This is a genomic window from Lysinibacillus sp. Ag94 (assembly GCF_023242215.1).
Taxonomy (GTDB): domain Bacteria; phylum Bacillota; class Bacilli; order Bacillales_A; family Planococcaceae; genus Lysinibacillus.
This window is the reverse complement of the sequence record NZ_CP096780.1, coordinates 3755062-3781486: the sequence shown is the minus strand read 5'-3', so window position 1 is coordinate 3781486 and position 26425 is coordinate 3755062. Positions and strand designations below refer to the sequence as shown.

Here is a 26425-nt window from a genome sequence, read left to right as displayed (position 1 = left end):
TTAAAATTTGGCTTTTGACCATCATTATATACGAGAATGCAATGTAAAATGTAGGCTCATTGAAATGAATTTTTTTCTGAAAGCCTAGTTGACTACTAGGTGTACTTTAGTATATATTTGGTAATAAGGAAAAATGATTGTAGAATGAGGTAGCGTTGGACACTCGCTAATAAGTGACTAAAACTGCATTCATTTCAACACCTATAGAGGTTTCTGTAGTTGAAAGAAATTAAATAATGAGCTGGCTAGTCAAACTAGAGGCGTTTTAACAAAGACATGTTTATAAATATGTCTTTCGTTAGAACGCCTCTTTTACGTTATAAGGAGGATTATATGCTAACATATGCAACTTGGCATGAGCCAACATTGAATTTTCAGGTAGACGAAACGTATAAGGCTGCACTAGAGGTTTTGCAGTGGAGTTATGCTGAATATGGTGAGGATATCGTCTATGCATGTAGCTTTGGGATTGAGGGAATTGTCTTGATTGACCTTATTTCAAAGGTAAAGCCTAATGCGAAGATTATCTTTTTAGATACAGATGTTCATTTTAAGGAAACATATGAAACGATTGATAAAGTAAAAGATAAATATCCGCAGCTAAACATTATTATGCAAAAACCAGCACTAACACTCGAACAACAAGCAACTGAATTCGGGGATGAATTATGGAAGTCTAATCCAAATAAATGCTGCGATATTCGCAAGATTGCGCCGTTACATGAAGCGTTAGCTGGAGCAAAGGCTTGGATTTCAGGTTTGCGTCGTGAACAATCACCAACCCGACAAAATATGAACTTTATCAATCTTGACGATAAATTTAAATCTATTAAAATTTGTCCACTCATTCATTGGACATGGAAAGATGTTTGGCGGTATGTTTCAAAGCATAATTTGCCATACAATCCGTTGCATGATAAAGGCTATCCAAGCATTGGCTGTGAGCATTGTACAAAACCAGTATTTACAATGGATGATTTACGTTCAGGCAGATGGCAGGGGTCTGGTAAAACGGAGTGTGGATTACATGGGTAAGGGAGTTTTGCCATGCTTGAATATGTAGCAATAGCGATTAGTTTATTTTTTGCGATGAATATAGGTGCTAGTGGAGCAGCTGCCTCAATGGGAGTCGCTTATGGTGCTGGTGCCATCAAAAAAGCTTGGCAAGCACTGCTCATTTGTTCTGTGGGTGTTTTTACAGGAGCAGTTCTTGGAGGTGGGGAGGTCGTAAAAACAATAAGCGCAGGTATCATGCCAAAGGAGTACATTACAGTAAAAATTGTCATAATTATTTTGATTTCTGCGACAAGCTCACTATTTATCGCTAATCTTTTAGGCATCCCATTATCGACGAGTGAAGTGACAGTAGGAGCAGTTGTAGGTGTAGGGATTGCCTATAAAGTGCTATATATTAAATCATTGCTTGTGATAGCATCATTTTGGGTAATAGTGCCAATCGTGGCGTTTGTCATTGCATTTGTCTTTGGAAAATGGCTGTATAAATTACGAGTCAATGGTTTGTTAAAAGATCATCCAATATTAACGTTTCTCCTTGTGTTTGCAGGATTTTTTGAAGCCTTTTCAGCAGGGATGAATAATGTAGCAAATGCAGTTGGACCTCTTGTTGGTGCAGGAATGATGCCTGTAACAACTGGAATATTGCTTGGTGGGGCATTTGTGGCGCTTGGGGCGTTGTTACTAGGAAAACGGGTGCTTGAAACAAACGGTAAAAAAATAATGCGCTTTGAAAAGGCAGAAGGAATATTAATATCGAGTACCGGTGCACTTCTAGTCGGTATAAGTTCTATCTTTGGGCTTCCCGTGCCGTTAACACAAGTAACATCCTCTTCGATTATCGGGATGGGGATGGCTAAAAACGGAAGACAAATTTTCCATAAGCATATTGTGAAAAAAATAATTCGAATTTGGATAGTCTCACCAATCCTTTCTTTAGCCATCTCCTATTTTTTAATACAACTATTTTTAGAGAAAGATGTCTATGCCATCGTCTTAATTGGCAGTATCATTGTTGGAACACTGGGTGTCATCAGCTTAATGCGAACAATGCGTGAAGAAGAGCGCTCCATATATGATGCGGGTGAAGGAATATAAATACACGGATTACTTGAGAGACAGCCGATTATTTTTATAGGAGCTAATCCAATCAGACGTGAACCGATCACATTTGAATGGGAGCTGATCCAATCAGAGGAATTTCCGATTACCTCTGAAAAGAAGTTAATCAATCGCAGAAGCCTCAATTTGCCCAAGATTAAAAATTAAAAAAATATGCAAATAAAACTAAGTAATTCAATAGATCTAGGAGGGGATTTCGATGAGTTTACAACCACATGGTGGACTATTAGTGCAAGCCTTTAATCCAGAGAAGGAAGTAACGCATATAAATAAAGTTATTGAGCTTGATGCCATTGCGCTTAGTGATCTAGAGTTAATTGCTATCGGTGGTTACAGCCCAATTGAAGGTTTTTTAACACAGGAGGATTATGAATCAGTTGTTGAACATACACGTTTAGCGTCAGGCGTGGTATGGAGTATTCCGATTACATTACCTGTAGCAAAGGATGTAGCTGCAACATTGCAGTCCGGTGATGAGGCGAAATTAGTATATGGTGATGCTGTTTATGGCGTTATTGAAGTTGCTGATATTTATGAGCCAAATAAACGGAAAGAGGCGTTGTTAATATACGGCACGGAGGATATTGAGCATCCCGGTGTTAAAAAGTTGCATGAACGTCCAAGTATTTATGTAGGCGGAAAAATTACATTAGTAAAACGTCTAGAGCAAAAGTTCCCAGCCTACTCATTCGATCCGTTTGAAACACGCCAGCTTTTTGCAGAAAGGGGCTGGAAAACAATTGTAGGCTTCCAAACACGGAATCCCGTGCATCGAGCACATGAATATATTCAAAAGGCGGCTCTTGAAACAATTGATGGATTATTTTTAAATCCACTAGTTGGAGAAACAAAATCAGACGATGTTTCAGCCGCCATTCGCATGGAAAGTTACGAAGTTTTACTACAAAATTATTATCCTGATAATCGCGTGCAATTAGGCGTGTTTCCAGCTGCAATGCGTTATGCAGGTCCAAAGGAAGCTATCTTCCATGCACTTGTACGAAAAAATTATGGCTGTACGCACTTTATCGTTGGGCGTGACCATGCAGGTGTTGGTGATTACTATGGCACATACGATGCACAAAAAATCTTTGAACAATTTACGGAAGATGAATTAGGAATTATTCCATTAAAATTTGAGCATAGTTTCTATTGCAACAAATGTGAGGGCATGGCAACGACGAAAACTTGTCCACATGATAGCTCGGTGCATGTTATTTTATCGGGTACTAAGGTACGTGAAATGTTACGTAATGGCGAATTGCCTCCAAGTACATTTAGCCGAAAAGAGGTTGTGGATGTACTAATTAAAGGAATGCGTAAGGAGGTTTTAAAGTGAGTTCAAATATCGTTTGGCATGAAGCTTCCATTACGAAAGAGGAGCGTCGTACACAAAACAAGCATCAAAGTTTTATTTTATGGTTTACCGGCTTATCAGCATCTGGGAAATCTTCTGTGGCAAACGCATTTGCACGCCGACTTTTTGAACGTGGCCATCAAGCATTCGTCTTAGATGGTGATAATGTTCGCCATGGCTTAAATAAGGATTTAGGATTTGATGAAGCTGGTCGAAAAGAAAATATTAGACGTATTGGAGAGGTATCTAAGCTTTTTGTGGAAAATGGACAAATTGTTCTAACTGCTTTTATTTCACCTTATCGAGAAGATCGTCAAGTTGTTCGTGAGCTTGTGGAAACAGGCGAATTTATAGAGGTATATGTGAATTGTTCGGTAGAAACGTGTGAAAAACGTGACCCAAAAGGTCTTTATAAAAAAGCACGTAATGCGGAAATTCCAAACTTTACTGGGATTAGCGCACCCTATGAAGAACCGGAAAATCCAGAAATTATTTTAGACACAGAACTTTATTCTATCGAAGAATGCGTTGACCAGCTCACAAACATATTAACTTCAAAAGGATATATATACTAAATCTTTTTTCTTAAAGAATCTGCTTACTTATGATAAGCAGATTTTTTAAATGGTAGATTTAACTATTTATTATAGAATTATTCCATATATTGTGGGATGATTAAGTCATCATATGTTATAGGAGATGAAGAAATGAGCATACATATTCAACGATTAACGGAGGATGTTGTAAACCAAAAATTATTACATGAAATATTGGAGCTATGGAATGAAAATGCCATAGAAACTGCAGATTGTGAATTAGGGGAGAGTGAAAGGAAGGGTATTCAAGAACAACTAGAACAATATATCCAATCAAAATATGGGGCCATTTATATAGCCACTGATGAAAATAATGCAATGATTGGTTTTGGGATGGCTTCGATCAAAAAGGATTTTATTTTCGATATGAACTATGGTCAAATTGACGAGGTTTATGTAGTGCCAGTGTATAGAAGACAGAAGGTTGCTAAACGTCTAGTAGATGATTTAGTGCATTGGTTTAATGACGAACATGATACTACTGTAGTAAATGTTTATGTAGATTTAGAAAATGACTTAGCACTAAACTTTTGGGAAGGCATTGGCTTAGAGAAGGAATTTTTTATGCTATCAAATAACTAAAAAAGTGGCCAATGAAGTTTATTCATTGGCCAACTTTTTTGGAAAAGTTATTTTATGCCTTGTTCCTTTTTCATCCGATCAATTTCAGGTCCCAGCTCGTCGTGTATTGTGCCTTTCCAAGGCTTTACACCAGCAATGTACGAGGAGCGAGTCATAATATGCCCTCCAACAGGACCTGTGATGAACAGGAATAGTATACCAAGCAAAATGCGTGGATTAAAGTGATCTTCAATAAGCCAGAAGTGAAAGAATACGCCGATAAGTACGCACATGACACCGAGCGTTGCACTTTTTGAAGCAGCGTGTGCACGTGTGTACAAATCAGGTAAACGGACAAGACCTATGGCTGTCACGACTATAAATAGCACCCCTACAGAAATGAAAAAGATAACTAAACTATTAGCGAGAATTGTCACGTTTAATGATATCTCCTTTCTCTATGAATTTAGAGAAAGCAACCGTACCGATAAACGATAAGATCGCTAACAGTAATATAATTTCCAGGAAGAAGCTTGTTTCAACCAATACTGAAAACAGTGCAATGAGCGAGATGACTGATACACCTAATGAATCCAATGCTACTACACGATCGGATGCAGAAGGACCTTTAACCATTCGATAAATGACTGCAATCATTGATAAGCAAATCACTACAATCGAAGCAATAATAAATGTTGTCATGATTTACTCACCTCCAAAATCGCTTTTTCAAATGAATCTCGAATCGCTGTAATTGCTTCATCGACATCACTCATGTCAATCGCATGAACATACAAAGTTTTTGCATCATCAGATACGTGCACTACTACAGTACCAGGTGTTAATGTAATGAGACTCGATAATAATGTAATTTCCCATTCTTGTGTTAACACAGTTGGATAGGCAAAGAACGCAGGTTGCATATCCAACTTAGGCTTTAATACCACTCGAAGAACTTGTACATTCGCTAACACTAACTCCTTTAAAAAGAGTAATGTCAACTTAATGATTGCCCATATGCGGTAGACGTAAAGACGGGTAGTAAAAAATCTACGCATAATAATGAGCAATATAATACCGAGAATAAACCCAATGATAAAGCCTGTTGCTGTGTAATTAGAAGAAAGGAACATCCAAACGAAGGCAAGTACAACATTTAAAATAATTTGAAATGCCATATCTCTAATCCTCCTTCATTACAGCATCTATATAAATAGATGGATCACTTAATAGTTTTGCCGCATCGTCCATAAATGGCGTAATCCATTCAGAGCCTACACCATACGCTACAGTAATGAGCACTAAAAGAACGGTAGGCGCAAATAGTGTATAGTAGACTTTTTTATCGACAGTACCCGTTGTTTCTTTTTCTTCACCCCAGAAAGCATAAAGGAAAATACGAATAACCGATAATAAAACGAGAAGTGATGAAGCTAAAATAAAAATACTACTCCATTTACTGCCTGCTTCAAATCCGCCCTGTACAATCAACAGCTTTCCAACAAAGCCACTAAGAGGGGGGATCCCTGCTAAACCAAATGCTGCAATTAAGTAGCACCAACCAAGAGCAGGATATTTATTCATAAGACCGCCCATTTTTCGTAAATCAGATGTGCCAGTAATGTAGATGACGATCCCTATTAACATAAAGAGCGCTGCTTTAATTAGCATGTCATGGATTAAATAAAACATTGCACCTTTTAGGGAGATTTCATTCATTTGAGAAACACCAAATAAAATAACACCTACAGCTATGACAATATTATATATAATGATGAGCTTCACATCATGGTAGGCAAGTGCACCAATACAGCCCGCAATAATGGTTGCAACTGCTAATGCCATCAGTAAATCATGTGTATACGATAAATCATGAACAAAGAACAATGTATATGTTCGAGTAATCGCATAAATGCCCACCTTTGTTAGTAGTGCACCAAATAGCGTTAGCACTGGTATAGGTGCTGCTGCATAAGAAGTTGGTAGCCAAAAGTATAGCGGGAAAATAGCCGCTTTTAACCCAAATACCATTAAAAATAATACAGCTATAACCGTAACGATACCTGGCTGATTAATTTCAGCAATTTTTACCGCAATATCTGCCATGTTTAATGTGCCTACTACAGAGTAAAGGAAGGCAACTGTAATAACAAATAAAGCAGATGAAATAACATTAATTAAAATATATTTAATGGAACCTTTAAGCTGTCCTTTTTCGCCCCCAAGAACGATGAGCAAATAAGAGGCCATTAACAAAACCTCGAAGAACACGAACAGGTTAAAAATATCGCCTGTCGTAAATGCCCCGTTAACCCCAGTTAAAATAAACATAATGCCAGGATAATAGAAGAAGCGTTCACGTTCCTTTGTGATGGACCCAAAGCCATACCAAACAACAAAGAAGGTGATCAGCAGCGTTGTAGTGACAAGCAATGCAGATACCATATCAGAAACCATCGTAATGCCATACGGCACAGGCCAATTCCCGAACGTTACCATTTGAATGCCATCATTTTTCACTTTTATAAGCAGTGAAATGGCTGATATAAGTGCGAGACCTATACCAAGTAATGCGAATGAACGCTGATATTTTAAGTTTTTTTGCCCGAATATTAAAATCATACCGAAGAAAAATGGAATGATAATTGGCAGTAGAAGGAAGTTATTCATCCTCATCACTTCCTCTCATTAAGCTTATATCATCTGTCTCGAGCTCCTGATAAGAACGATATGCGAGTACTAAGAAGAAAGCTGTTACCCCAAAACTAATAACAATCGCTGTTAAAATAAGCGCTTGTGGTAATGGGTCTGCAAAAGTTTTTGCCCCTTCCTTTAAAACAGGTGGTGCTTCTCCACCTAGCCCGCCCATCGTTAAAATGAGAAGATGAGCGCCATGACTTAAAAGACCTGTCCCGATAATAATACGCAATAAGCTTTTGGATAAGATTAAATAAATCGCTGCCATAAATAGAAAGCCTATGACAAACGCCATCAATATTTCCATTATTCATCCTCCCCAATCGTTTGAATAATGGTCATCGTAACGCCGACAACAACCAAATAGACACCGCTATCAAAAAGCATAGCCGTGTGTAATGACTGTTTGCCTAGAAGCGGTAAATCGAAATAATCAAAGAAATGTGTAAAAAACGGTTTACCTACAAACATTGGGAAAGCAGCTGTTGCGAGTGCTAGAAGTAAGCCAATTGCAGTTAAATACGTATAATTTATAGGTAAAACCTTACGAACCGTATTTAAATCAAAGGCAAGGACTAAGAGTACGATCGCACTCGATGTTAAAAGTCCACCAACAAAGCCGCCTCCAGGTGTGTAATGACCAGCGAGAAAAATATGAATGGAGAAGAAGAAAATAATGAAGAATACAATTTTTGTTGTAAATTGTATAATGACATCATTTGTTTTCATGTGTTTTCTCCTTTCTATTCATGCGTAGCTTTATCATTGCTAAAATGGCCATTCCAGCAATAGCTAGTACTGTAATTTCAAATAATGTATCAAAGCCACGGTAGTCTACTAAGATAACATTGACAATGTTTCCACCGCCTGCTTTTGAATAAACGGTTTCCTCATAATATTTCGAAATAGTCGGAATCAATTTTTGTGAATGTGCAGACAGTGCTACAAGCGTAACCATAACACCAACAGCAACGGAAACAATCGCGCGATTTAATTGGAATCTCATGCGCTCTTCCCGTTTTCCAAGCTTCGGCAGATGATAAAACGCTAGTAAAAATAGCGCAACAGAAATTGTTTCAATGACAAGCTGTGTTAATGCTAAATCAGGAGCATTAAAAATAACGAAGAATAATGCTACTGTGTAGCCCACAGCACCAAGACCTATAATGGCTGTTAAACGTGATTTTGCCAAAATAGTAATGGCTGTTCCAATGACTAACACCACAACTAAAATGATTTCGTAAGGACTAATAGGTGCAGTGTCTTGGAAGGAGACTGTAAAGGCATTCTTCACAAATAAAGAACCGATTACAATCGCCGCAATGCTACTAAACATATACAGCAGGTAGTGACGCATAGAGCCCGTCATATAAAGACGTGATACGCGATTTAACCCAACATCTAGTCCGAGCATAATCTTGTCGTATGCATTATTTAACGTTAAAGATTTCGGGAATCTTTGGTAAATAACTTGCCATTTCGGTAATGCTACAAACAATAGAACCCCAACAATTACGATGCCAAATGTCATGACTAATTCGGGAGTAATTTCACCATGCCAAGCAGCCACGTGAATATCAATATCCTTTGGTGAATCATATAAGAATGGCTGAATAGCTTGGACGGCTGGTTTTACAAAGGTATCACCAACTAAGTTCGGAATAAAGAATATTGTTACGACTAATGCTGCTAAAATCATCGGTGAAATTAGCATACCAATCGGTGCCTCGTGTGGTTTATGAGGTAATTTTTCTGGTTTATATGTACCAGTAAATGTTCTGAAAACAAAATAGAAGCTATAGACAAATGTAAATATACTAGCAATCCAAGCGACAATCGGGAAGAGTGCTCCCCATGTTTCGAAGCCTAAAAAATCGAAATTTTGCAGCGCAAGCATAGCAGTTAAAAACATTTCCTTACTTAAGAAGCCGTTAAATGGCGGTAGACCAGCCATTGATAAGCTTCCGATAGCCGCTACTGTAAAGCTAAGCGGCATAATACTCATTAATCCACCGAGCTTCCGAATATCACGTGTACCTGTTTCATGATCGACAATGCCTGCAATCATGAATAGGCTTCCTTTAAACGTTGCATGGTTGATAAGATGGAAGATTGCCGCAAAGGCAGCAAATTTAATAGTATCTGTAGTTCCATTGCCATGAAACGCTAAAGCACTAGCGCCGAGCAAAGACATGATAAGTCCAAGCTGACTCACTGTGGAGAAAGCAAGGATTCCTTTTAAATCTGTTTGCTTTATAGCAAAGAATGAACCCCAAAATAACGTTAAAATACCTACGCTTGTTACGAGCCATACCCAAAGCTCAGAAACAGCGAAAATTGGTGTGAAACGTGCAACTAAATAAATACCTGCCTTTACCATTGTTGCAGAGTGGAGGTATGCACTTACTGGTGTTGGTGCTTCCATTGCATCTGGTAACCAAATGTAGAATGGGAATTGGGCAGATTTTGTAAACGCTCCTAGCAGTATTAAAACGAGCGACCAGGTGAACAAGGGATGCTGCACTAAGCTAGGTGCCATTACAATAAGTTCACGGATTGAATACGTTCCGCCCATTAAATAAAGAAGGATGAATCCTCCTAACATCATCAAGCCGCCACCGACTGTAATCATCATTGACTTAAGTGCACCAAAGCGAGAGGCATCACGAGCATACCAATAGCCGATCAGTAAAAATGATGAAATAGATGTTAGTTCCCAAAAGAAGTACAGTGTAATTAAATGATCTGACTGTACTACTCCTAGCATTGCGGTCATAAATAATAATAGGTAAACATAAAAATTATGTAATTTTTCTTTATGTTTGTCTAAGTAAAAAATAGAGTAAAGTACGACCAATGAGCCAATTCCAGTAATCAGCAATGAGAACAGCAAGCTAAGTCCATCTAAATAAGAAACGACGGAAATATCAAGCGATGGAATCCAAGGAAGCTCTTCAAGAAATACTTTACCATCTGCTACTTTTCCGATATAAGACGCGTAAATAATCGCGAGTGTAGCAGGTACTGCAAGAACAAACCAGCCTGTGTGAATATTTTTAATGCTTTTATATAAAAGTGGCACAAATATTGCAGCAAGCATTGGAATGAAAATATAAAGTACTTGTAACAAAAAAATCCTCCTTTATGCAGATAAGTATGTTAATTATATCGCACTTTTTGTAGGATTGCATATGCACTCATATGATTTAGCTTGCGGTAATGGAAGAACTTTGGATATATTATAAATAGGAAGTTATCAATAATAATAGAGGAAAAAAATTATTTATGAAGAACCCTTATATTTATGGTTATCTACCATTAATTACAATTTTATTGTTTAGTTTGACATTTGGAATGTATGCAGTAAGTGAATCGTTGCAAGTTTTTCATGCAATCGGTGTGTATTCCGGCATGCGTGAGTTTTTATCCGATTTTGAGCTCCGTGTATTCTTGCTAATTGTCTTTGCTGTAATCTTTTTTATGCTATTTTCAGCATTAAAATTAGTAGGGGAAACGATTCATGAGTTAGGAATGTTATTTTTCTCAAAGGATCATGATGGTACGACAGTGAATCAAGCACGAGGTGGATACATCATTTTATTAGTTGGTGCAATCTGTTCAGCCTTTGCTATTCAATTTATTTACGTTTTAGTAGGTATTTTTGTCTTAACCGTTTTTATCTACTTTATTTATCTTATCTATAAAATGAGTCATTTTATGTCGATGGGTGGAACAATTGGCTTATTAGTATTTGAACTTTTTATGTGGACTATACTATTATCGCTATTAGTTTATGTTGTTTTAAAATTGTATAATGGTATTTTAGCAAGTTTACCGTTTGCTCACTAAATGCACCAAATCGTTTATTTCATTCATAAAAGGCAACAGGGGATTGTATCCTGTTGCCTTTTGTCATTAGTAATTTCATAACTTTTTGTTGCATTCTCAAGGGATAGTGCCGCGTTGACTAAAGCGTTACATCCTTGCATTATCTGCAGCGTCTGTCAAATGTGCATAAGTGCTTAAGAGTATTTATTTTGCGGTTGTATAAAGATTTTGAATTGTACTTGAATCAATAATTTGTTCTTGCTGTTTATCATTGACAGTATAGAGAATTTTGATTTGTCGTTTAGGATTCTTTTTCACATCTTCTAGTTGGAATGACATAATTAGGACCCCTTCTTTTTCGATTGTCCAATCTTTGATGTCTTTTAATTCTCCGATATCTTCTTTGTCTCGTTTATATACCCCTAGCTTTTTACCACTTTCACCTGCATAAAACTGATATTGAATGTTAGACTCAGCGTGAAGTAAGTCAATATCGTTGATGATCACGTTATCATTACCAGTCCATCTAATAGCTGTTATAATATAGTAATTTTTTCCGTCCTCCAAAGCTGATGTAGAGACTTCATCAATAACAAATTTGCCTTCTTCGTCTTTTTTAATACATCCCCCTAATAAAAGTCCTAACAATAATAAAAACAAAAATAACTTTTTTTTCATGCTACATTCTCCCTTCTTTATGATGATATGTAATTCAATTGTAAATAAATTCATCCTGTTTTGTTAAATATATAAATGCTTTCTAAATAAAAATTGATGTAATATTGAAAATTGAAATTGTCGAAAAAGGAAAGATTCTGTCCCTTAACCAAATTGGTCATCCGTATAATAATGGCTTTCTACGCAAATTTGGAAAAGTGACTCTGGTTTTTGTAGAAAGTTCTTAATATAATTCGCCAAATCGCAATAGGGTCATGTTTTGGCTTAGAGATAACGAATAGTTATATATCATTTTCTGTAAAATTGTATTTATCCATCAATATCTTAGGAGTTTTTGTAGATAAAATTTTGTTCATTTATTCTTTCTTTACTTAATTCTTAACCAAAGGAGCCTAACAATAAGAGGCTTCAAAAAACAGTATCTTAAGTCCACAAAATAAATTGTAGACTAAGATACTGTATTTAAATGAATTTAACCCTTTTTTCGATTTATTTCTAATCAATTAATATAGAGAAAATGTATGTGCGATCTGATGGAATTTTCTATAGGTAACGGTATTGCCGCTTGTAGAGGATAAACTGAATCCGGCTGCAGAGAAACCAGCGCTAATACTTTTACTAACTGCATATTCTAAGTTACCAGTAGCTCTAAATGTAACTGTAGTACTACTAGCCTTAGAGGCTGTTTGATAGCCGTTCAACCAAGTATGAGTACCTGACCCGCTTGGTAAAACAAATGCAGTTCCAGCATCTACTGATACAACTTCTCTAAATGAACCAGAATTATAAATTACTGTGTCTACTCCATATGTTACACTTGCGTAATTTTTAACTAAAACATCTGTTTTTTTCATTAAAAAATCAACATTTGCTAGTGCTTGTATAGATGGATCAGTTGCTGATGGTGTAACTGAATATGTGTTTGTAACATTTGTTAGCGGGATTGCATTATTTGTATCTGGAATTGAATTTTCCAATAAGTTGTTGTATATTGGTCTATCTGAATATTTTGCATGAATTTTTTTAGTCTCTTCAAAAATTTCAGTTGCCACTTCTTCATAAGTTTTACCTTCATGCTTAGCTAATTGTTGAATATAATTTTCTAAGCTTTTTTCTTCGAGTTCATAACCTTGTTGATCCATAACTTCAAAAAATGGTTTTACTTCGTTTTTTTCTTCTTGTTCTAAACTTTCTGAAGGATTAGCTGCAAAAGTAGTTACTGCTCCTCCTGTTAAAAGACTTGTCGTTAAAATACCTGCAGAAATTGTCATTAATGTTTTTTTCTTCATCAACCTTATATACCACCCTTCATTAACTTATCAATGTCCATTTTTTTTATTACATTTATCTTTGGCTATAGCCAATACTCATCCGGATAAATTCACTTTAACACCAAAATATGTAAATTTCAACAAAATTTTACTAATATTGTAGTTGTTGTGAGATTGCAATAACTTATAGTTGATTTTTTAAATAATTAAATAATTAAATAATTTTACATTGCTATAGAAAAAAGCGAAAACTCAAGCATCGTAATTGTTGTCAAGACAAATTACGAGAGGAATTTTCGCTTTGCACTTTAAGTTTAACAAAATATAATTGCTGTTATCATATTTTTCCGAAGCTTCTTTTCCATCTGTTGAAGAACCACATGTATTTCGTGCTTATTCAGTATCATGTCTAATTTGCCAGGGAATACAATTTGTCATGCACAAATATTACGTCGTATCTACAATGGCAAGGTTTGGTATTTCGGATAAAGGTGATGCTTTGCTATTGTTCGTATGCATATCAACTTTTAGGTTATTCCAGTAAAACATTAAATAGCTTGTGATGAATCTTATAAGCTTCTAATCTCTCCATAGATTGTGGCTTATCGTAGCCAAGCCATACTGCTGCAGTGTACTCATCATTTAATCCGGCAAGCCAGTAGTCGCGATAGTTGTTAGTTGTTCCTGTTTTGGCACCGACATAGTTACTTCTACTATAAACGCCTTGCGCGGTACCTTTGGTAACAACATCTGCAAGCATTGAACGCATATACTTAACTGTTTTTGGTGCCCAAATTTGATCGCGAGCTGAATCCCAGCTGTAAAGCTCCGTGCCATCAGATGCAGTTACTTTACGAATGCTATGGGCAAGTACGTATGAGCCGTCTATAAAACTTGTATAAGCATCTGCTAGTTCAAGTGCTGTAACGCCATACGTTAAACCTCCCAAAGAGGCAGCATAAGTATGGTCTTTTGCCACGATAGAGCGGAAGTGAAAGCGATCTAAGTAACTAAAGGCTGTGTCGATTCCGACGGTGTTAAAGAGACGGAGAGCCGATGTATTGTAGCTATTTCGAAATGCAACTCGAATCGGTACATCACCGTATTTAAAGCCTCCGTAGTTTTGTGGACAAAATGAACCGACACAATAACTGCCACCACTGACGATAGAATCAGGTGTATGTGCTGTCGTTTCAAAGAAAGGCGCATATACAGCTAATGGCTTAAAGGCAGAGCCTGGCTGACGTGTACCTTGAAAGGCCCGATGATAACCAAACTTTTCGTAGTTTTTCCCGGCATAAAGACTAACAACTTCTCGGGATGTATTATCAATAACTGCTCCAGCTGCTTGTAATTTACCTGAGCCTAGAATCGCCGTCATTTTTTCCTCATCATGTGCTTGTTTGTCTGGATCAAGCGCGGTATAAATCGTTAATCCATTTTGGAATAATGCGTTGAGTCGATTGTCTAGCTGCGCTTTGATTTTTTTCTTCTCTTCCTCGCTTTGTGAATTTGCAAGTCGATCTGAATAACCTTCTTTTTCTGCAACTAACCATCTAAGCTCTTGTAGGACATACGTGCTGTACATAGGGGAGCTTTGCGCTTTATTCTTGACATTTAATGTGATAGTTTCAGCTTTATATGTAATGGCATCTTCTTTTGTTATAGCTCCACTCGCTGCGAGTGTATCTAATAACCGCTCCTGCCTCGCTTTTGTTTTTTCAAAGTTTTTTAAAGGATTATAAAGCGACGGGTTATTCGGAATGGCAGCAATAAATGCAATTTCAGCTATAGATAATTCTTGGAGTGGTTTTTGAAAATAATATGTAGCTGCTCCACCGATTCCATAAACTTGATTGCTGAAATAGGCTTCATTTAAATACATCGTTAAAATCTCGTCTTTATCAAATTCTTTCTCAAGCTCATGAGAGTAAAAAATCTCTGTTAATTTTCGTTCATATGTTTTTTCGTCAGATAAATAACGCATTCGAACGAGCTGTTGTGTAATAGTACTAGCCCCTTGAGAAGTTGAATTTGTACTTGAGTTAGCAACAACTGCACGGATGATAGCACTAAGGTCAAAGCCGATATGCTCATAAAAATGAGCATCCTCACTTGCAATAAAAATTTCCTGGGCAATTTTTGGGATTTCCTGTAATGTTAGAGGTTGCCGCCATTCGACATATTCCTCGCTAAATGTTTTGCCGTTTCGATCAATAAGTGTTACTGGAAGCTGTGGCTGTATTTCCGGTAAATGAATAGCGCTGGCGATTTGCTCCTCATGCGCTTGTGCTGCATTGATCTCTGTCCTAATATTTGTACTAATCCACCAAAGGACAGGTAAGGATAGTAAAATGATAAAAAAACCAAAAGCCTTTTTCATGTGTGCCTCCACTCTAAATATGAGTCATTCAACAGAATAACATAATTTGGATAGTTTCCAAATACGCGTTACGACCTATTTGTATTTATAATAATGAAGTTGGAGACGACGTTTATTAAAGCTAATTAAGTGATTGGTGAAGGGGCTAGACATGATAATAAAGTAAAAGGATTCACACACAGTTTTGAGTATAAATCCTTTTTTGCTCTTTGGAAGGCGGATGTCGATAACAATGTATTTCTGTGAATAAGTTGATTGGAGTGTAGTTAGCGTCATAGATGAGATCCAGGAGCGAACAGGCAGAGAAACGAACGCTACTAGCATCAAGAAAGCTTACGCTCTGTTTTTTTGACTGTTACTTATCATAAGAGGAATAATACATAACAATGCAAGGAAAATGAACAGGATTAAGGTGTTGATTGGATTATCTTTTACTTTTGAATCTTCTATATGGTTTTTTTCAAATTCTTTTACTTCTTCTATTTTATTAACTTTATTGTTTGGAATAAATTCGTTTTTATTGACATCATAGTAATAGAATTTGTGTTTATTAAAAGTGAAAAAGTCATCTTTAACCGTCTTATATGAACTTGAAATCATCGCTAAATTCACTTTTTCCGTATCAATTTTTGTTTTTACATATTTTCACTTTCCGCTTTAAACAATTCTTTTTCTTTTGTTAATAGGTTGGTTGCTTCACTTTTTACTTTTTCTACATCTTGAAGCGTTGTTGCTTTTTTCAAGCCCTCTTCAATAAAGGTTATTTGTTCCATTTTCATTTTTTCTTCAAATTCTTTTGTTTTTTGCTCTAATAATGATTTATCTTCTTTGACTGTTTCAATTACTACCGTTTTTGTTTCTTGTGCTAATATTTTAGCGGAGTCGTTTTTGTAATCATTAACTTCTTTTTTATTTTTTTCATTTACTGAATTTAGGTGCTCTTCTGAAACGATTTTTGTTGCCATACTGGTAGATGAAAAAACGATACTCAACATACATACCGACAATCCAATTACACTTATTTTTTGTATAAATTTCATTCAATCCCTCCATTTTGTCTATTATTATTCATATAATCCTATTCCACTTTTCCATCTTCATTCCGATATTTTCCATTTTATGGTCATTCAAGGTAATATATGAACAATCAAAAAATAAAGTAAGGGGGTTATTATGAAAGAATATTTCTTAACCGAAGAAACAGTACTGTAATAACACCATCGTGCGCTTTTACGAAAAAAACCACTTAATAGCCAAGCGGCTTAACGGAAGCCCAGTCGGAAGAGAATTCAACACTGCGGATGGTGATAAGCTGAAAAATTAAAAGTGCAAAAAATCGTCAATACTTTGGTGAAGAAAACCATTAAGAAGTATGTTAGACTAAAATGAGGTCAGAAATGATAGTACTATCATTTTCAATGAAACTGAAATTTTACATTTAAAGGAGAGACTTCAATGTTTCCACAATTAACAACAGAAGTACTAGAAGGCGAAGTACTTGTAGAAATGAAAACAACATTAGGTGCCATCAAAATTAAATTATTCCCAGAGCATGCACCAAAAACTGTTGAAAACTTTTTAGGCCATGCAAAATCAGGATACTATGACGGCATCATTTTCCACCGTGTAATCCAAGACTTTATGATTCAAGGTGGTGACCCAACTGGTACAGGTATGGGCGGTGAGTCAATTTGGGGTAACTCTTTCGAGGATGAGTTCTCTGAAAACGTATTTAATCTTCGCGGTGCCCTTTCGATGGCAAATGCGGGTCCAAACACAAATGGTTCACAATTCTTTATCGTACAAATGAAGCACCTTCCAAGTGATATGCTTCGTCAATTACAAGGTGCTGGCTTCCCAGAAGAAATTATTGAAGCATATGCTAAAAATGGCGGTACGCCTTGGTTAGACCATAAGCATACTGTATTTGGTCATGTTGTTGAAGGAATGGACATTGTCGACAAAATTGCAGATGTAGAAAAAGACTTCCGTGATAAGCCAGTAGAAGATGTGAAAATCGAGTCAATTACAGTTTTTGAATAATAATTGTAAGGACGTGTAAAACATGAAACATTTAATGTATCAATTTTTATATTTCCCAGAAGATAAATCAGGCTATATTCCTGCAGCTTTTGAATTTTTGATCATGCTTATTTTATGTATTGTTGTCTTTACTGTTTTCCGTAAGATTTCTAAGAAACAAGAAATGAAATCAAAGGAAATCGAAGCACGTATTCTTTCAGAGAAAAATAATACAAACAATCAGCAAAATATTTAACTGCATTCAACGGGTGACTAAATACCCAACGGAGTTAAAACTTCCGGCCGATTCCAGATGCAATTATGTCGAATCATAATTGATTGTACCAGATGCCTCGCAGCCTTTAAGGATTGCGGGGTATTTTTCTTGTATCATTCTCCATATGAGCTATATTTTCTCAACAAAAAAGGATATCTCAGAAAAACTTGAGATATCCTTCACTATTTACTTTCTATTGTTGAAGTACTTGCTTAAAGCGCTGAACACCGTCTTTAACTGTGTCAAATGAGCAAGCGACGTTCATACGCAGGAAGCCTCTACCCTCTTCGCCATATTTTGTCCCAGGCTCTAATGCTAACTTGCCATTTTCCAGCAATCGTTTCATGATTTCTTTTTCATCAAGTCCTAATTCTCGATAATCAATCCAAAGTAAATAAGTGCTCTGAGGTTTTCTAATATGGATACCAGGTAATTGTTCTAATTCAGCAATCACATAGTCCATATTATTTGAAATATAAGAAAGCATGTCATTTAACCATGGGGAACCCTCTGTATAAGCAGTTTGAAGTGCAACAGAAGCAAAAGTATTTAATGAGCCTTGCCCACTAGCCATATGAACTGCCTCTAGTAGCTTACGTTTTTTCTTATCCGTTACAATCATATAAGCGACTTGAATCCCAGCTAGATTGAATGTTTTTGTCGGTGCCATACACGTAATAATACGATCCATTTCATCACCAGCGATTTTTGCTAATGGTGTATGTTTTGAGCCATCCAACATTAAATCAGAATGAATTTCATCGGAAATAATAACAACATCATATTTTGCACATAGTCGTACGATTTCCTTTAATGTAGCTTCCTCCCATACATAGCCACCAGGATTATGAGGATTACACAATATGTAGGCTTTCACATTTTGAGCAAGTGCTTGTTCAAAGGCTTCAAAGTCATAGACAAATGTGCCATCTTCTTCAACTAAAGGACAACTAACGATCTCTCGACCATTACTTTTCGGGATATTATAAAATGGCGGATAAACAGGTGAGGAAATAAGAACTTTATCTCCTGGATTTGTTAGTGCCTTGATACTATCTGCTAAAGCAGCAACAACACCGTTACAGAAAACAATTGATTCTTTGTCAATGTGCCAATCATGATGTGCATGCTGCCAGTCTACGATCGCTTGCACTGCTTTATCGCTAACAAAGCTATAGCCAAAAACAGTTTTTGCAGCATGTTCTTGCAGCGCCTTTGATACGGCTTCTGGAGCAGCAAAATCCATATCCGCTACCCACATCGGTAGTATATCTGAAGCATCTTGTAGCCCATATACATTTTCCATTGCGTCCCATTTTACAGAGTTTGTACAACGACGTTTAATAGTTTGATCGAAAATAGACAAGTAAATCACTCTTTTCTTTTTTATTTACTATGGTATCATACGAGTATGATAAAAGGATAATAGGTGAGTATTTTGGAAAATATAAAAATGAATCAAGCGGCCGTACGTCTGCTAGAGGAGTGGGATCCATTCCACTTAGGTCCAGATCATTATGATACTGAAACTGTAGATGTTGTAGCAGCATTGCAAGGTATTGATGATCCATCAACTCTTGCAAAGGTTATTCAAGAAACATATGAGCATTCGTTTGAAGAATGGATTCCATTTGAAGATTGTGTAGCCATTTCGTACAAGCTTATTGCGATAAAATTTGAAGCAAAATGCATTATTTAACTTTTTAGAGGGTTTTCAAACATCCGCTGAAATAGAGGAACTCAGTTAAGAACGTCACGTCCTGTGGCACGACTGAATGACCAACATCATGCCTTAGCACAAAGCTGAATCGTGCGCAATGATGCTTTTGCTTTTCTATAGAAAACGAGGTTGTCTCTTTCAATTTAGAGACAACCTCGTTTTTTTAACGATCTTTTATTTAAACAAAGGCAAGATCCTTTGGAGGAAAAAATAATATTCCTATTGGAGACCGAATTAAAATATTCCAAATTGACTAGAGGAAGGCTTTAGCTTGCAAAGATGAAATCAGTAAGGCTCCAATTGGCATACTAATACTATTCATCAAAAAGTCTACAAAGTCGAAAATAGATCGATCAAAATTTTCACATCAGATAGGAACATAGAATACATAATAAAAAACACTTCCGCCGTTAGTACCCGCCATATAAGGAAACTTCCACATAGCTCTAACCCCTATAGAACTCCCAGCGACAGCTAAAATAAACCTAATTTTAGATGAAATTGATCTATCGAAGACACGGAATTAAACCCTCCTTAAATTAAAGTTTTATCTTACTGCAATATTCTCCTGAAAAAGTAAATTATGGGTAAATGATTCATAGAAATTCTTATCTTAATTTTGTTTGTAAAGCAGGGGTGTTTTAGTGGTTCAGTATATAGTTTTAGTAACGAAATTCGAGGTCTTAGTAGCTTCGTTTTGATGTAGCGAGATCTTTGTATTTTTTATTAATAAGTAAAAATATGTAACAATTAGGAGCAATGATTCGTTACATGTGTGAAGGGGGGATGACCGTGACTGAAACTGAATTAATAGAACGGGCTCAGCGAGGAGACAAAGACGCCTATATAGAGCTAATCCGAATACATCAACGTACAGTTGAACAATTTGCTTTTCAATGTGGCGTACATAGTAATGATTTAGCGGATGTTTCACAGGAGGTGTTTGTGAAGCTGTATCGTTTTTTACATCAATTTAAACAGGATCGTTTTACGACATGGCTCTATAAAATTACATTAAATGCAACCCGTGATTATTATCGCAAAGAACAGCGAGAGCAGGCGAAGGAAGAGAGGCTAGGTGCTCAGCGGCAAACGCCCTCATCTTCAGCCGAAAAGTATGTCCTTAATTTTGAGGAGGATAGGCAATTACATAATGCTATTAAAGAACTAAATGAAAAATATCGTTATCCGCTCATATTATTTTACTTCCATGAATTTAAGTATGAGGAGATAGCGGAAGTACTAAATATTTCGTTAGCAACTGTCAAAGTTCGTCTATTGCGTGCAAAGGAAAAACTCAAAGCGGTGTTAATGGAGGAGGGGAGTGCTGAAAATGGATGATAAACAATTTGAAAAACGAATGGAGCTTCTGAAAAAATCCTATAATCGTTTGGAACCACAGTTAGATCCAGAAGCCGTGTTCGCACAAATCGAGGCAGAAAATGCATCACAACAACCATTAGAAACAGTAACAACACAAAAGCCCCCTTCAAGATGGCGAAAGCCAGCAGTCTGGATAGCAAGCATGGCAAGTGTACTTTTAGTGAGTATGCTCGTTTCATCTTATATGATTAACAAACCAGAACTTGTAAATAGTAAAAAGGATATTTCTCAGGAAGAAAAAAAGGAAGTTGGAATTAAAGAATGGGTTGAAAAGATAACTAAAAAATACAATAGTAAAAAAGAACAAATAAGAAGAGAGTTAAAAGTTACTATTGATGAATTGAATGCATTTGAATTTATTAAAGAAGCTGACTACGTGCTAGACTTCTATACAAGGAGAAATTCTCATGAACAAGAAGAGGATGTACAGTTTTTAAAAATAAATGAGGAAATTATACTTAATAAATTAATAACACCAAGAAGAGCCTTGGAAACGATTGATGAATCTAATTTAACGTTCGATGAATCTTTTGAGGTATATCGCTTATATGAAGATACTGTATTGGAATTAGAAAATTTTTACAACGATCTTCTTGAACCATATGAACCTCTTCTAAAGAAGTCGAAAGATACCAATAAATATCCGTCAGATTTACGGGCAATTATTAAGGCCGCAAATAATCAATTCATGGAATTGAAAGAAAATGAAGAAGGGACGTTTTATTTTAAAGCCACACCGATTTACGGTGAATTTTCGCCACCCAATATCAATAAATTGCATCCTGATATTTTTGGTTACTTTGAGTATTTAGAAAAGGGACAGTTTTTATTGGCAGATGATTTAACGTATACACGAGAAGAAACCGCTAAATCTTTAAAATTAATGGAGCGTACATTACTAGCAGATGTAAACGCAGGTTCACCTAGTTACAAGGTTTTAAGACAAAGTTTTGAAAATACATGGTTAGTGTTGTTGAAAGGAACTGCAAGCTATCCTGCTCTTACAAAAGATGGGGAACCTCGTGAAGATTATATGGATTTCTTGCAAAAAGTAGCGAATGGAACATACGGGGAAGTAATGAAGAAAACTGCTTCAACAATTTTGCATGAACTACAACAGAACAATCGCTCAAATACTTTAACTCAGTTATCAACTTATGATATTTGGACAATCATATTGCAAACTCGAGAAGAAACAGCAGGATATATTAATGATAGTGATTTTACGATTGTAAGTATTGATGAATCACAAATAAAGAGTATATATGAGCAATATAAAAAAAGCGATGCTGAAACATTTATCGATCAATTACGCCCATTAAATATGGTTTCCCTTTATTTATATGCAATAACTATTGGAGACGAATCTTTACAAAAAGCTATATTAATGCCAGGAACGAACATTAATAAAAGTTTGTTAGATAATGTTAAGAGTTTAAATATCTTTAGCCAATTAGGTGAATATGATGGTATCTATCCAACGGTTGCTGTTCGTGTTTCTGAAGAGTATCAGGATAAGTATGGTAGACAATTTCTTATTAAATTATCGATAAACAAAGAAGGTAATTATCGCATAACAGGAATCACGGATTGATGGTATGAATTTTTGCCCCACTAATATACCTATGTTATAATTTGTGGTGATATATACGTAGCAAACAAAAAGAAAGTGGGCAAAGGTTATGGGACAAAAATATGAATTAGGGGACGTGTTGACCGGTAAAGTTACAGGTATACAGCCGTATGGTGCATTTGTTGCGCTTGATGAAGATACACAAGGCCTTGTACATATTTCCGAAATTACGTACGGCTTTGTAAAGGACGTTAGTGAATTTTTGTCAGTTGGGCAAGAGGTTGAAGTAAAGATACTTGAAATCGATGAAGATGCCGAAAAAATTAGTTTATCGATCCGTGCTTTGCAGGAGCGCCCAACTACATTGCGTAAAAAAGATGTACTACCACGTAAATCATTGCAGGACCGTGTAGATGAATCGGATGCGAATGGTTTTAATTCCCTAAAAGATAAATTACAGGACTGGATCGAACAGTCAGGTCAATAAAGTGAAACTTTAACTTCTTTCAGCAAACTATCCGCTGAAAGAGGTTAAAGCTTCCGACCCCAATTATGCCGAGGCATAGTTGATTTAGTGGGGGGGCTTTATCCCCCACTGATTATAGTCTTCACCAATCGCGCATTTACTGGCAGTTATGCTTGCATTTGACGCTTTCGATACAGACAAATAATTGCTGCTTGGTATTGTGCGAGATAAAAAACGAGGATGCTTTCAAATATGAAGGTATCCTCGTTTTTTTGTATTCAAATATAACTATTGATTTTTTATTTTTCGAATTCGATATTGTAGGTTTTGACGACTCATGCCAAGTGCACTAGCAGCCTTTGTAATGTTGCCTTCATATAAATTTAAGACGTTTTGCACATAATATGATTCAGCTTCACGCAAATAAGCATCGAGTGGCATAACATCATTCTGTTGTTGGAACATAAAGAATTCCGGCTCGTGATTAGTTGTGTCCTGCTGTTGTACTTTGAAACGGAAATGCATTGGTAATAAATCTGAGGTAACTGTTGATTCAGTGGTCATAAACGACACAATTTCATCTAGTAATAGCTCAAGTTCCTTTAAATTTCCTGGCCAATCATATTGCAAAAATAAATCCTGGACATCAGGTGCTAGATCCCGGACATTTGAAGCAAAGCGTTCCCGATGGCGGTTAAAGTAATCATCTACGAATGGAAGAATATCTTCTTTTCGATCTGTTAGATTTGGGATGGTAATCGCCATTGTAGCAAAGAAATAATACAGAGATTTAGAAAGTTTTTTCTCCTCAATCAATGTAATAGGGTCGCTTCCGACACTTCCGATTAGCATGTATTTAGACTGTGGGAGTGATTGTAATACCTCTAACAGTTTCTCTTGAATGTCTAAACTTAAAAAGTCAATGCGTTCGAAGAAAAAAGTATATGCCTTGTCATCTTGTAAGAGCTCCTGCAATTTATCTAAAACAGATGGAACAGAGCGACGACTTACTAATGTTACAAATGCTTCAGGGTCAGGCGATGCTGCATGGTGAATCCCCTCTGCGACTAAATCCTTTCCTGTACCCGATTCTCCAATTAATAAGACCGGTAACTTCACAGCTGCTGCTTTTTTTGCGTTTGCGATAATTTGTCGCATCGATTCGGATACTGCTGTAATCATATCGAATGTTAAAGGTTCATCATATCGGCGAAGAGGCTGATAAACTAGCTTTTCGAGTGATGTAATGTCACGAGCAAATTCAATTGCTCCAATTAGTTTATTTTCAACATAAAGTGGAAAAGTATCATTAATGGTTGTAATTTCATGACCATTTTTATTCCAATAAGTTTGTTTTACATTAATTTCCTTTTTACCTGTTTGTAATACACGCATTAAAGTACTTTCATGCTGACGGAAGGAAAACATTTCAATAACAGAACGATCTGCTAATTCATCAAAATGGAAACCTTCAATTTCTTTCATTTTTGTATTATAAATAATTGTTTTGCCAGAAAGGTCTACAGCATGAATACCAACTGAAACATTTGTTGCAATAAACTTATAAAAAGGAAGTAGGGGTTCAGAATTTTTCATAAAATGTGCACCTCAAAAATTTTTTACTTGAAATATGCAACAAAATTTTGCATTATAATAAGTGTAAGAATATTCTAAACGCAAAGATATTTTGCGTCAATGTTTTTTGCGCACTTAAAACACATCTCACGAGGGAGGATAAAGTATGATTTCATACAAACACGAACCATTCACAGATTTTACTCAAGAGGCAAATTACAACGCATATTTAGAAGCATTAAATAAAGTAGAGAGTTATTTAGGTCATGACTATCCACTAATTATCGGTGGAGAACGTATTACGACAGAAGATAAAATCGTTTCATATAATCCAGCAAAGAAAACAGAAGTAATTGGTCGCGTATCAAAAGCAAACAAAGAACTCGCTGAAAAAGCAATGCAAGCAGCAGATGAAACTTTCAAAACTTGGAAAAAAGTAGATCCGGCTATTCGTGCAGACGTATTATTCAAAGCAGCTGCAATTATTCGTCGTCGTAAACATGAATTTTCAGCACTTTTAACAAAAGAAGCAGGTAAACCATGGGCTGAGGCTGATGCAGATACTGCAGAAGCAATTGACTTCTTAGAATACTATGGTCGTCAAATGCTCCGTATTAAAGAAGGCCAACCTGTAGAAAGTCGTCCAGGGGAATACAACCGTTATGACTATATTCCATTAGGTATTGGTATTGTTATTTCACCATGGAACTTCCCATTCGCAATTATGGCGGGGACAACGGCGGCAGCTTTAGTAACAGGTAACACTGTATTATTAAAACCGGCTTCAACAACACCTGTAGTTGCTTATAAATTTATCGAAGTGTTAGAGCAAGCAGGTCTTCCAGCTGGTGCTGTGAACTTTGTACCAGGTTCTGGTGCAGAAGTAGGTGACTACTTAGTTGATCATCCAAAAACACGCTTCATTAGCTTTACAGGATCTCGTGATGTAGGCTTACGCATTAATCAACGTGCGTCTGTATTAAATGACGGTCAAATTTGGATTAAACGTGTTATCGCTGAAATGGGCGGTAAAGATACAATCGTTGTTGATAAAGAAGCGGATCTAGAGCTTGCAGCACAATCTATCGTAAAATCAGCATTTGGCTTCTCAGGTCAAAAATGTTCAGCATGTTCTCGTGCTGTTATCGTTGAAGATGTTTATGACCAAGTTGTTGACCGTGTAGTGGAATTAACAAACGCGTTAACATTAGGTGACCCATCAGACTTCAACAACTTCATGGCAACGGTTATTGACCAAGCAGCATTCAATAAAGTGACAGAGTACATTGAAATTGGTAAAGGAGAAGGTCGTTTAGTTGCAGGTGGTACAGCTGATGATTCAGTTGGTTACTTCATTCAACCAACAGTATTTGCAGACGTAGATCCTTCTGCACGAATTATGAAAGAAGAAATCTTTGGACCAGTTGTAGCTATTACAAAAGCTAGAGATTTCGATCAAGCAATTGATATTGCAAATGATACTGAATATGGCTTAACTGGTGCGGTTATTACAAATAATCGTATGAACTTAGAAAAAGCACGTGAAGATTTCCATGTAGGTAACTTATACTTCAACCGTGGCTGTACTGGTGCAATCGTTGGTTACCAACCATTCGGCGGCTTCAATATGTCCGGTACTGACTCAAAAGCAGGTGGCCCTGACTATCTACAACTTCACATGCAAGCAAAAACAACTTCTGAAATGCTATAACTTCTTTCGGCTGACTGAAGAAGTTGCCTCCGAACGCAATTATGTGGGGCATAAATTTTAAGAGAATCTGCGAGACTCCTCCTGGTAAAGTGAGTCCGGCAAGAACCGCAGGCGCTAATGTCGAGGCGGCTTACCTAGGAGTAGTGGGCAGATTCTTGCTTTTTATATTCAGAAAATGCTGAAATTGTTCT

General features: G+C 36.5%; 27 protein-coding genes and 1 pseudogene. 13 read left to right on the top strand and 15 right to left on the bottom strand.

Annotated elements, in window-relative coordinates; all coding sequences use genetic code 11:
* Positions 1-333 precede the first annotated feature (333 nt).
* The 5 genes from MY533_RS17725 (at position 334) to MY533_RS17705 (ending at position 4671) form a co-directional block, all read left to right on the top strand.
* The gene (locus MY533_RS17725; protein WP_248716986.1) at positions 334-1035 is read left to right on the top strand and encodes a phosphoadenylyl-sulfate reductase; all 702 of its coding nucleotides are present in this window, start codon (positions 334-336) and stop codon (positions 1033-1035) included.
* A 12-nt stretch (positions 1036-1047) separates the two neighbouring features.
* A complete protein-coding gene (locus MY533_RS17720) occupies positions 1048-2112 on the top strand; it encodes a sulfate permease (RefSeq protein WP_132361718.1) in 1065 nt (354 codons plus the stop codon).
* 223 nt (positions 2113-2335) lie between these two features.
* A complete protein-coding gene (gene sat / locus MY533_RS17715) occupies positions 2336-3475 on the top strand; it encodes a sulfate adenylyltransferase (protein ID WP_248716985.1) in 1140 nt (379 codons plus the stop codon).
* Positions 3472-4068, top strand: coding sequence for an adenylyl-sulfate kinase (cysC, locus tag MY533_RS17710; protein ID WP_248716984.1), 597 nt, complete (start codon positions 3472-3474; stop codon positions 4066-4068). The genes sat and cysC overlap by 4 nt, the downstream gene beginning before the upstream one ends.
* 132 nt (positions 4069-4200) lie before the next feature.
* The gene (locus MY533_RS17705) at positions 4201-4671 is read left to right on the top strand and encodes a GNAT family N-acetyltransferase (protein WP_248716983.1); all 471 of its coding nucleotides are present in this window, start codon (positions 4201-4203) and stop codon (positions 4669-4671) included.
* Between the two features lie 47 nt (positions 4672-4718).
* Here MY533_RS17705 and mnhG read toward each other — a convergent pair whose 3' ends face one another.
* From mnhG to MY533_RS17670, 7 genes are read right to left on the bottom strand one after another with little or no spacing between them, the layout of a single operon-like run.
* Positions 4719-5087, bottom strand: a complete 369-nt coding sequence (gene mnhG, locus MY533_RS17700; RefSeq protein WP_132361712.1) for a monovalent cation/H(+) antiporter subunit G — start codon at positions 5085-5087, stop codon at positions 4719-4721.
* Complete coding sequence (locus tag MY533_RS17695; RefSeq protein WP_132361711.1) at positions 5071-5352, bottom strand: Na(+)/H(+) antiporter subunit F1; 282 nt, start codon at positions 5350-5352, stop codon at positions 5071-5073. Before MY533_RS17695 ends, mnhG begins: the two co-directional genes overlap by 17 nt.
* Entirely contained in the window at positions 5349-5828 is a 480-nt protein-coding gene (locus MY533_RS17690; RefSeq protein ID WP_132361710.1) for a Na+/H+ antiporter subunit E, read from the bottom strand. Before MY533_RS17690 ends, MY533_RS17695 begins: the two co-directional genes overlap by 4 nt.
* A 4-nt stretch (positions 5829-5832) precedes the next feature.
* The gene (locus MY533_RS17685; protein WP_305883960.1) at positions 5833-7320 is read right to left on the bottom strand and encodes a Na+/H+ antiporter subunit D; all 1488 of its coding nucleotides are present in this window, start codon (positions 7318-7320) and stop codon (positions 5833-5835) included.
* Positions 7313-7654, bottom strand: a complete 342-nt coding sequence (locus tag MY533_RS17680; protein ID WP_049669151.1) for a Na(+)/H(+) antiporter subunit C — start codon at positions 7652-7654, stop codon at positions 7313-7315. Before MY533_RS17680 ends, MY533_RS17685 begins: the two co-directional genes overlap by 8 nt.
* Positions 7654-8076, bottom strand: coding sequence for a Na(+)/H(+) antiporter subunit B (locus tag MY533_RS17675; protein ID WP_049669152.1), 423 nt, complete (start codon positions 8074-8076; stop codon positions 7654-7656). The genes MY533_RS17680 and MY533_RS17675 overlap by 1 nt, the downstream gene beginning before the upstream one ends.
* Positions 8063-10477, bottom strand: coding sequence for a Na+/H+ antiporter subunit A (locus tag MY533_RS17670; protein ID WP_305883959.1), 2415 nt, complete (start codon positions 10475-10477; stop codon positions 8063-8065). The genes MY533_RS17675 and MY533_RS17670 overlap by 14 nt, the downstream gene beginning before the upstream one ends.
* Positions 10478-10632: 155 nt before the next feature.
* Here MY533_RS17670 and MY533_RS17665 point away from each other — a divergent pair, with 155 nt between their 5' ends.
* Positions 10633-11196: a DUF5366 family protein gene (locus MY533_RS17665; RefSeq protein ID WP_142510531.1), complete on the top strand. Its 564-nt coding sequence runs from the start codon at positions 10633-10635 to the stop codon at positions 11194-11196.
* A gap of 183 nt (positions 11197-11379) precedes the next feature.
* Here MY533_RS17665 and MY533_RS17660 read toward each other — a convergent pair whose 3' ends face one another.
* From MY533_RS17660 to MY533_RS17640, 5 genes are all read right to left on the bottom strand, one after another.
* Positions 11380-11853: a hypothetical protein gene (locus MY533_RS17660; protein WP_132361706.1), complete on the bottom strand. Its 474-nt coding sequence runs from the start codon at positions 11851-11853 to the stop codon at positions 11380-11382.
* Between the two features lie 503 nt (positions 11854-12356).
* Entirely contained in the window at positions 12357-13145 is a 789-nt protein-coding gene (locus tag MY533_RS17655) for a hypothetical protein (protein WP_248716981.1), read from the bottom strand.
* 511 nt (positions 13146-13656) lie between these two features.
* Positions 13657-15507, bottom strand: a complete 1851-nt coding sequence (locus MY533_RS17650; RefSeq protein WP_248716980.1) for a transglycosylase domain-containing protein — start codon at positions 15505-15507, stop codon at positions 13657-13659.
* A 333-nt stretch (positions 15508-15840) separates the two neighbouring features.
* On the bottom strand, positions 15841-16107 hold the full coding sequence (locus tag MY533_RS17645) for a hypothetical protein (RefSeq protein WP_248716979.1): 267 nt from the start codon (positions 16105-16107) through the stop codon (positions 15841-15843).
* A gap of 35 nt (positions 16108-16142) precedes the next feature.
* Positions 16143-16547 (bottom strand): hypothetical protein, encoded by a 405-nt coding sequence (locus tag MY533_RS17640; protein WP_248716978.1) that lies wholly within the window; start codon positions 16545-16547, stop codon positions 16143-16145.
* Positions 16548-16962: 415 nt separating this feature from the next.
* Between MY533_RS17640 and MY533_RS17635 the strand changes: the two genes are divergently transcribed.
* A complete protein-coding gene (locus MY533_RS17635) occupies positions 16963-17550 on the top strand; it encodes a peptidylprolyl isomerase (RefSeq protein ID WP_132361702.1) in 588 nt (195 codons plus the stop codon).
* Between the two features lie 22 nt (positions 17551-17572).
* Positions 17573-17785: a hypothetical protein gene (locus tag MY533_RS17630; protein ID WP_053484185.1), complete on the top strand. Its 213-nt coding sequence runs from the start codon at positions 17573-17575 to the stop codon at positions 17783-17785.
* 214 nt (positions 17786-17999) lie between these two features.
* Here the strand turns inward: MY533_RS17630 and MY533_RS17625 are convergent, their stop codons facing one another.
* Complete coding sequence (locus MY533_RS17625) at positions 18000-19172, bottom strand: MalY/PatB family protein (protein WP_248716977.1); 1173 nt, start codon at positions 19170-19172, stop codon at positions 18000-18002.
* A 72-nt stretch (positions 19173-19244) separates the two neighbouring features.
* Between MY533_RS17625 and MY533_RS17620 the strand changes: the two genes are divergently transcribed.
* Complete coding sequence (locus tag MY533_RS17620; protein WP_248716976.1) at positions 19245-19505, top strand: DUF1871 family protein; 261 nt, start codon at positions 19245-19247, stop codon at positions 19503-19505.
* A gap of 403 nt (positions 19506-19908) precedes the next feature.
* Here MY533_RS17620 and MY533_RS17615 read toward each other — a convergent pair.
* Positions 19909-20028 (bottom strand): annotated as a pseudogene (locus MY533_RS17615) (hypothetical protein); the annotation flags it as partial.
* A 290-nt stretch (positions 20029-20318) separates the two neighbouring features.
* Between MY533_RS17615 and MY533_RS17610 the strand changes: the two are divergent.
* From MY533_RS17610 to yugI, 3 genes are all read left to right on the top strand, one after another.
* Positions 20319-20867, top strand: a complete 549-nt coding sequence (locus MY533_RS17610) for an RNA polymerase sigma factor (RefSeq protein WP_248716975.1) — start codon at positions 20319-20321, stop codon at positions 20865-20867.
* Positions 20860-22503, top strand: coding sequence for a hypothetical protein (locus tag MY533_RS17605; RefSeq protein WP_248716974.1), 1644 nt, complete (start codon positions 20860-20862; stop codon positions 22501-22503). The genes MY533_RS17610 and MY533_RS17605 overlap by 8 nt, the downstream gene beginning before the upstream one ends.
* Positions 22504-22591: 88 nt before the next feature.
* Positions 22592-22969 carry a S1 domain-containing post-transcriptional regulator GSP13 gene (gene yugI / locus MY533_RS17600; RefSeq protein ID WP_248716973.1) on the top strand — a complete coding sequence of 126 codons (378 nt, stop codon included), beginning with the start codon at positions 22592-22594 and terminating at the stop codon, positions 22967-22969.
* Between the two features lie 267 nt (positions 22970-23236).
* On the opposite strand, the gene MY533_RS17595 is transcribed toward yugI, so the two are convergent.
* Positions 23237-24544, bottom strand: coding sequence for an AAA-type ATPase lid domain-containing protein (locus tag MY533_RS17595; protein ID WP_248716972.1), 1308 nt, complete (start codon positions 24542-24544; stop codon positions 23237-23239).
* 145 nt (positions 24545-24689) lie between these two features.
* On the opposite strand from MY533_RS17595, the gene pruA reads away from it, so the two are divergent.
* Positions 24690-26234 (top strand): L-glutamate gamma-semialdehyde dehydrogenase, encoded by a 1545-nt coding sequence (pruA, locus tag MY533_RS17590; RefSeq protein WP_248716971.1) that lies wholly within the window; start codon positions 24690-24692, stop codon positions 26232-26234.
* Positions 26235-26425 lie beyond the last annotated feature (191 nt).

Excerpts from the sequence above, each read along its gene's own strand:
- MY533_RS17725 (WP_248716986.1), top strand. The coding sequence starts at position 334 with ATGCTAACATATGCAACTTGGCATGAGCCAACATTGAATTTTCAGGTA.
- MY533_RS17720 (WP_132361718.1), top strand. The coding sequence starts at position 1,048 with ATGCTTGAATATGTAGCAATAGCGATTAGTTTATTTTTTGCGATGAAT.
- sat (WP_248716985.1), top strand. The coding sequence starts at position 2,336 with ATGAGTTTACAACCACATGGTGGACTATTAGTGCAAGCCTTTAATCCA.
- MY533_RS17705 (WP_248716983.1), top strand. The coding sequence starts at position 4,201 with ATGAGCATACATATTCAACGATTAACGGAGGATGTTGTAAACCAAAAA.
- MY533_RS17695 (WP_132361711.1), bottom strand. The coding sequence starts at position 5,352 with ATGACAACATTTATTATTGCTTCGATTGTAGTGATTTGCTTATCAATG.
- MY533_RS17690 (WP_132361710.1), bottom strand. The coding sequence starts at position 5,828 with ATGGCATTTCAAATTATTTTAAATGTTGTACTTGCCTTCGTTTGGATG.
- MY533_RS17685 (WP_305883960.1), bottom strand. The coding sequence starts at position 7,320 with ATGAATAACTTCCTTCTACTGCCAATTATCATTCCATTTTTCTTCGGT.
- MY533_RS17680 (WP_049669151.1), bottom strand. The coding sequence starts at position 7,654 with ATGGAAATATTGATGGCGTTTGTCATAGGCTTTCTATTTATGGCAGCG.
- MY533_RS17675 (WP_049669152.1), bottom strand. The coding sequence starts at position 8,076 with ATGAAAACAAATGATGTCATTATACAATTTACAACAAAAATTGTATTC.
- MY533_RS17665 (WP_142510531.1), top strand. The coding sequence starts at position 10,633 with ATGAAGAACCCTTATATTTATGGTTATCTACCATTAATTACAATTTTA.
- MY533_RS17660 (WP_132361706.1), bottom strand. The coding sequence starts at position 11,853 with ATGAAAAAAAAGTTATTTTTGTTTTTATTATTGTTAGGACTTTTATTA.
- MY533_RS17650 (WP_248716980.1), bottom strand. The coding sequence starts at position 15,507 with ATGAAAAAGGCTTTTGGTTTTTTTATCATTTTACTATCCTTACCTGTC.
- MY533_RS17645 (WP_248716979.1), bottom strand. The coding sequence starts at position 16,107 with ATGATTTCAAGTTCATATAAGACGGTTAAAGATGACTTTTTCACTTTT.
- MY533_RS17640 (WP_248716978.1), bottom strand. The coding sequence starts at position 16,547 with ATGAAATTTATACAAAAAATAAGTGTAATTGGATTGTCGGTATGTATG.
- MY533_RS17635 (WP_132361702.1), top strand. The coding sequence starts at position 16,963 with ATGTTTCCACAATTAACAACAGAAGTACTAGAAGGCGAAGTACTTGTA.
- MY533_RS17630 (WP_053484185.1), top strand. The coding sequence starts at position 17,573 with ATGAAACATTTAATGTATCAATTTTTATATTTCCCAGAAGATAAATCA.
- MY533_RS17605 (WP_248716974.1), top strand. The coding sequence starts at position 20,860 with ATGGATGATAAACAATTTGAAAAACGAATGGAGCTTCTGAAAAAATCC.
- yugI (WP_248716973.1), top strand. The coding sequence starts at position 22,592 with ATGGGACAAAAATATGAATTAGGGGACGTGTTGACCGGTAAAGTTACA.
- MY533_RS17595 (WP_248716972.1), bottom strand. The coding sequence starts at position 24,544 with ATGAAAAATTCTGAACCCCTACTTCCTTTTTATAAGTTTATTGCAACA.
- pruA (WP_248716971.1), top strand. The coding sequence starts at position 24,690 with ATGATTTCATACAAACACGAACCATTCACAGATTTTACTCAAGAGGCA.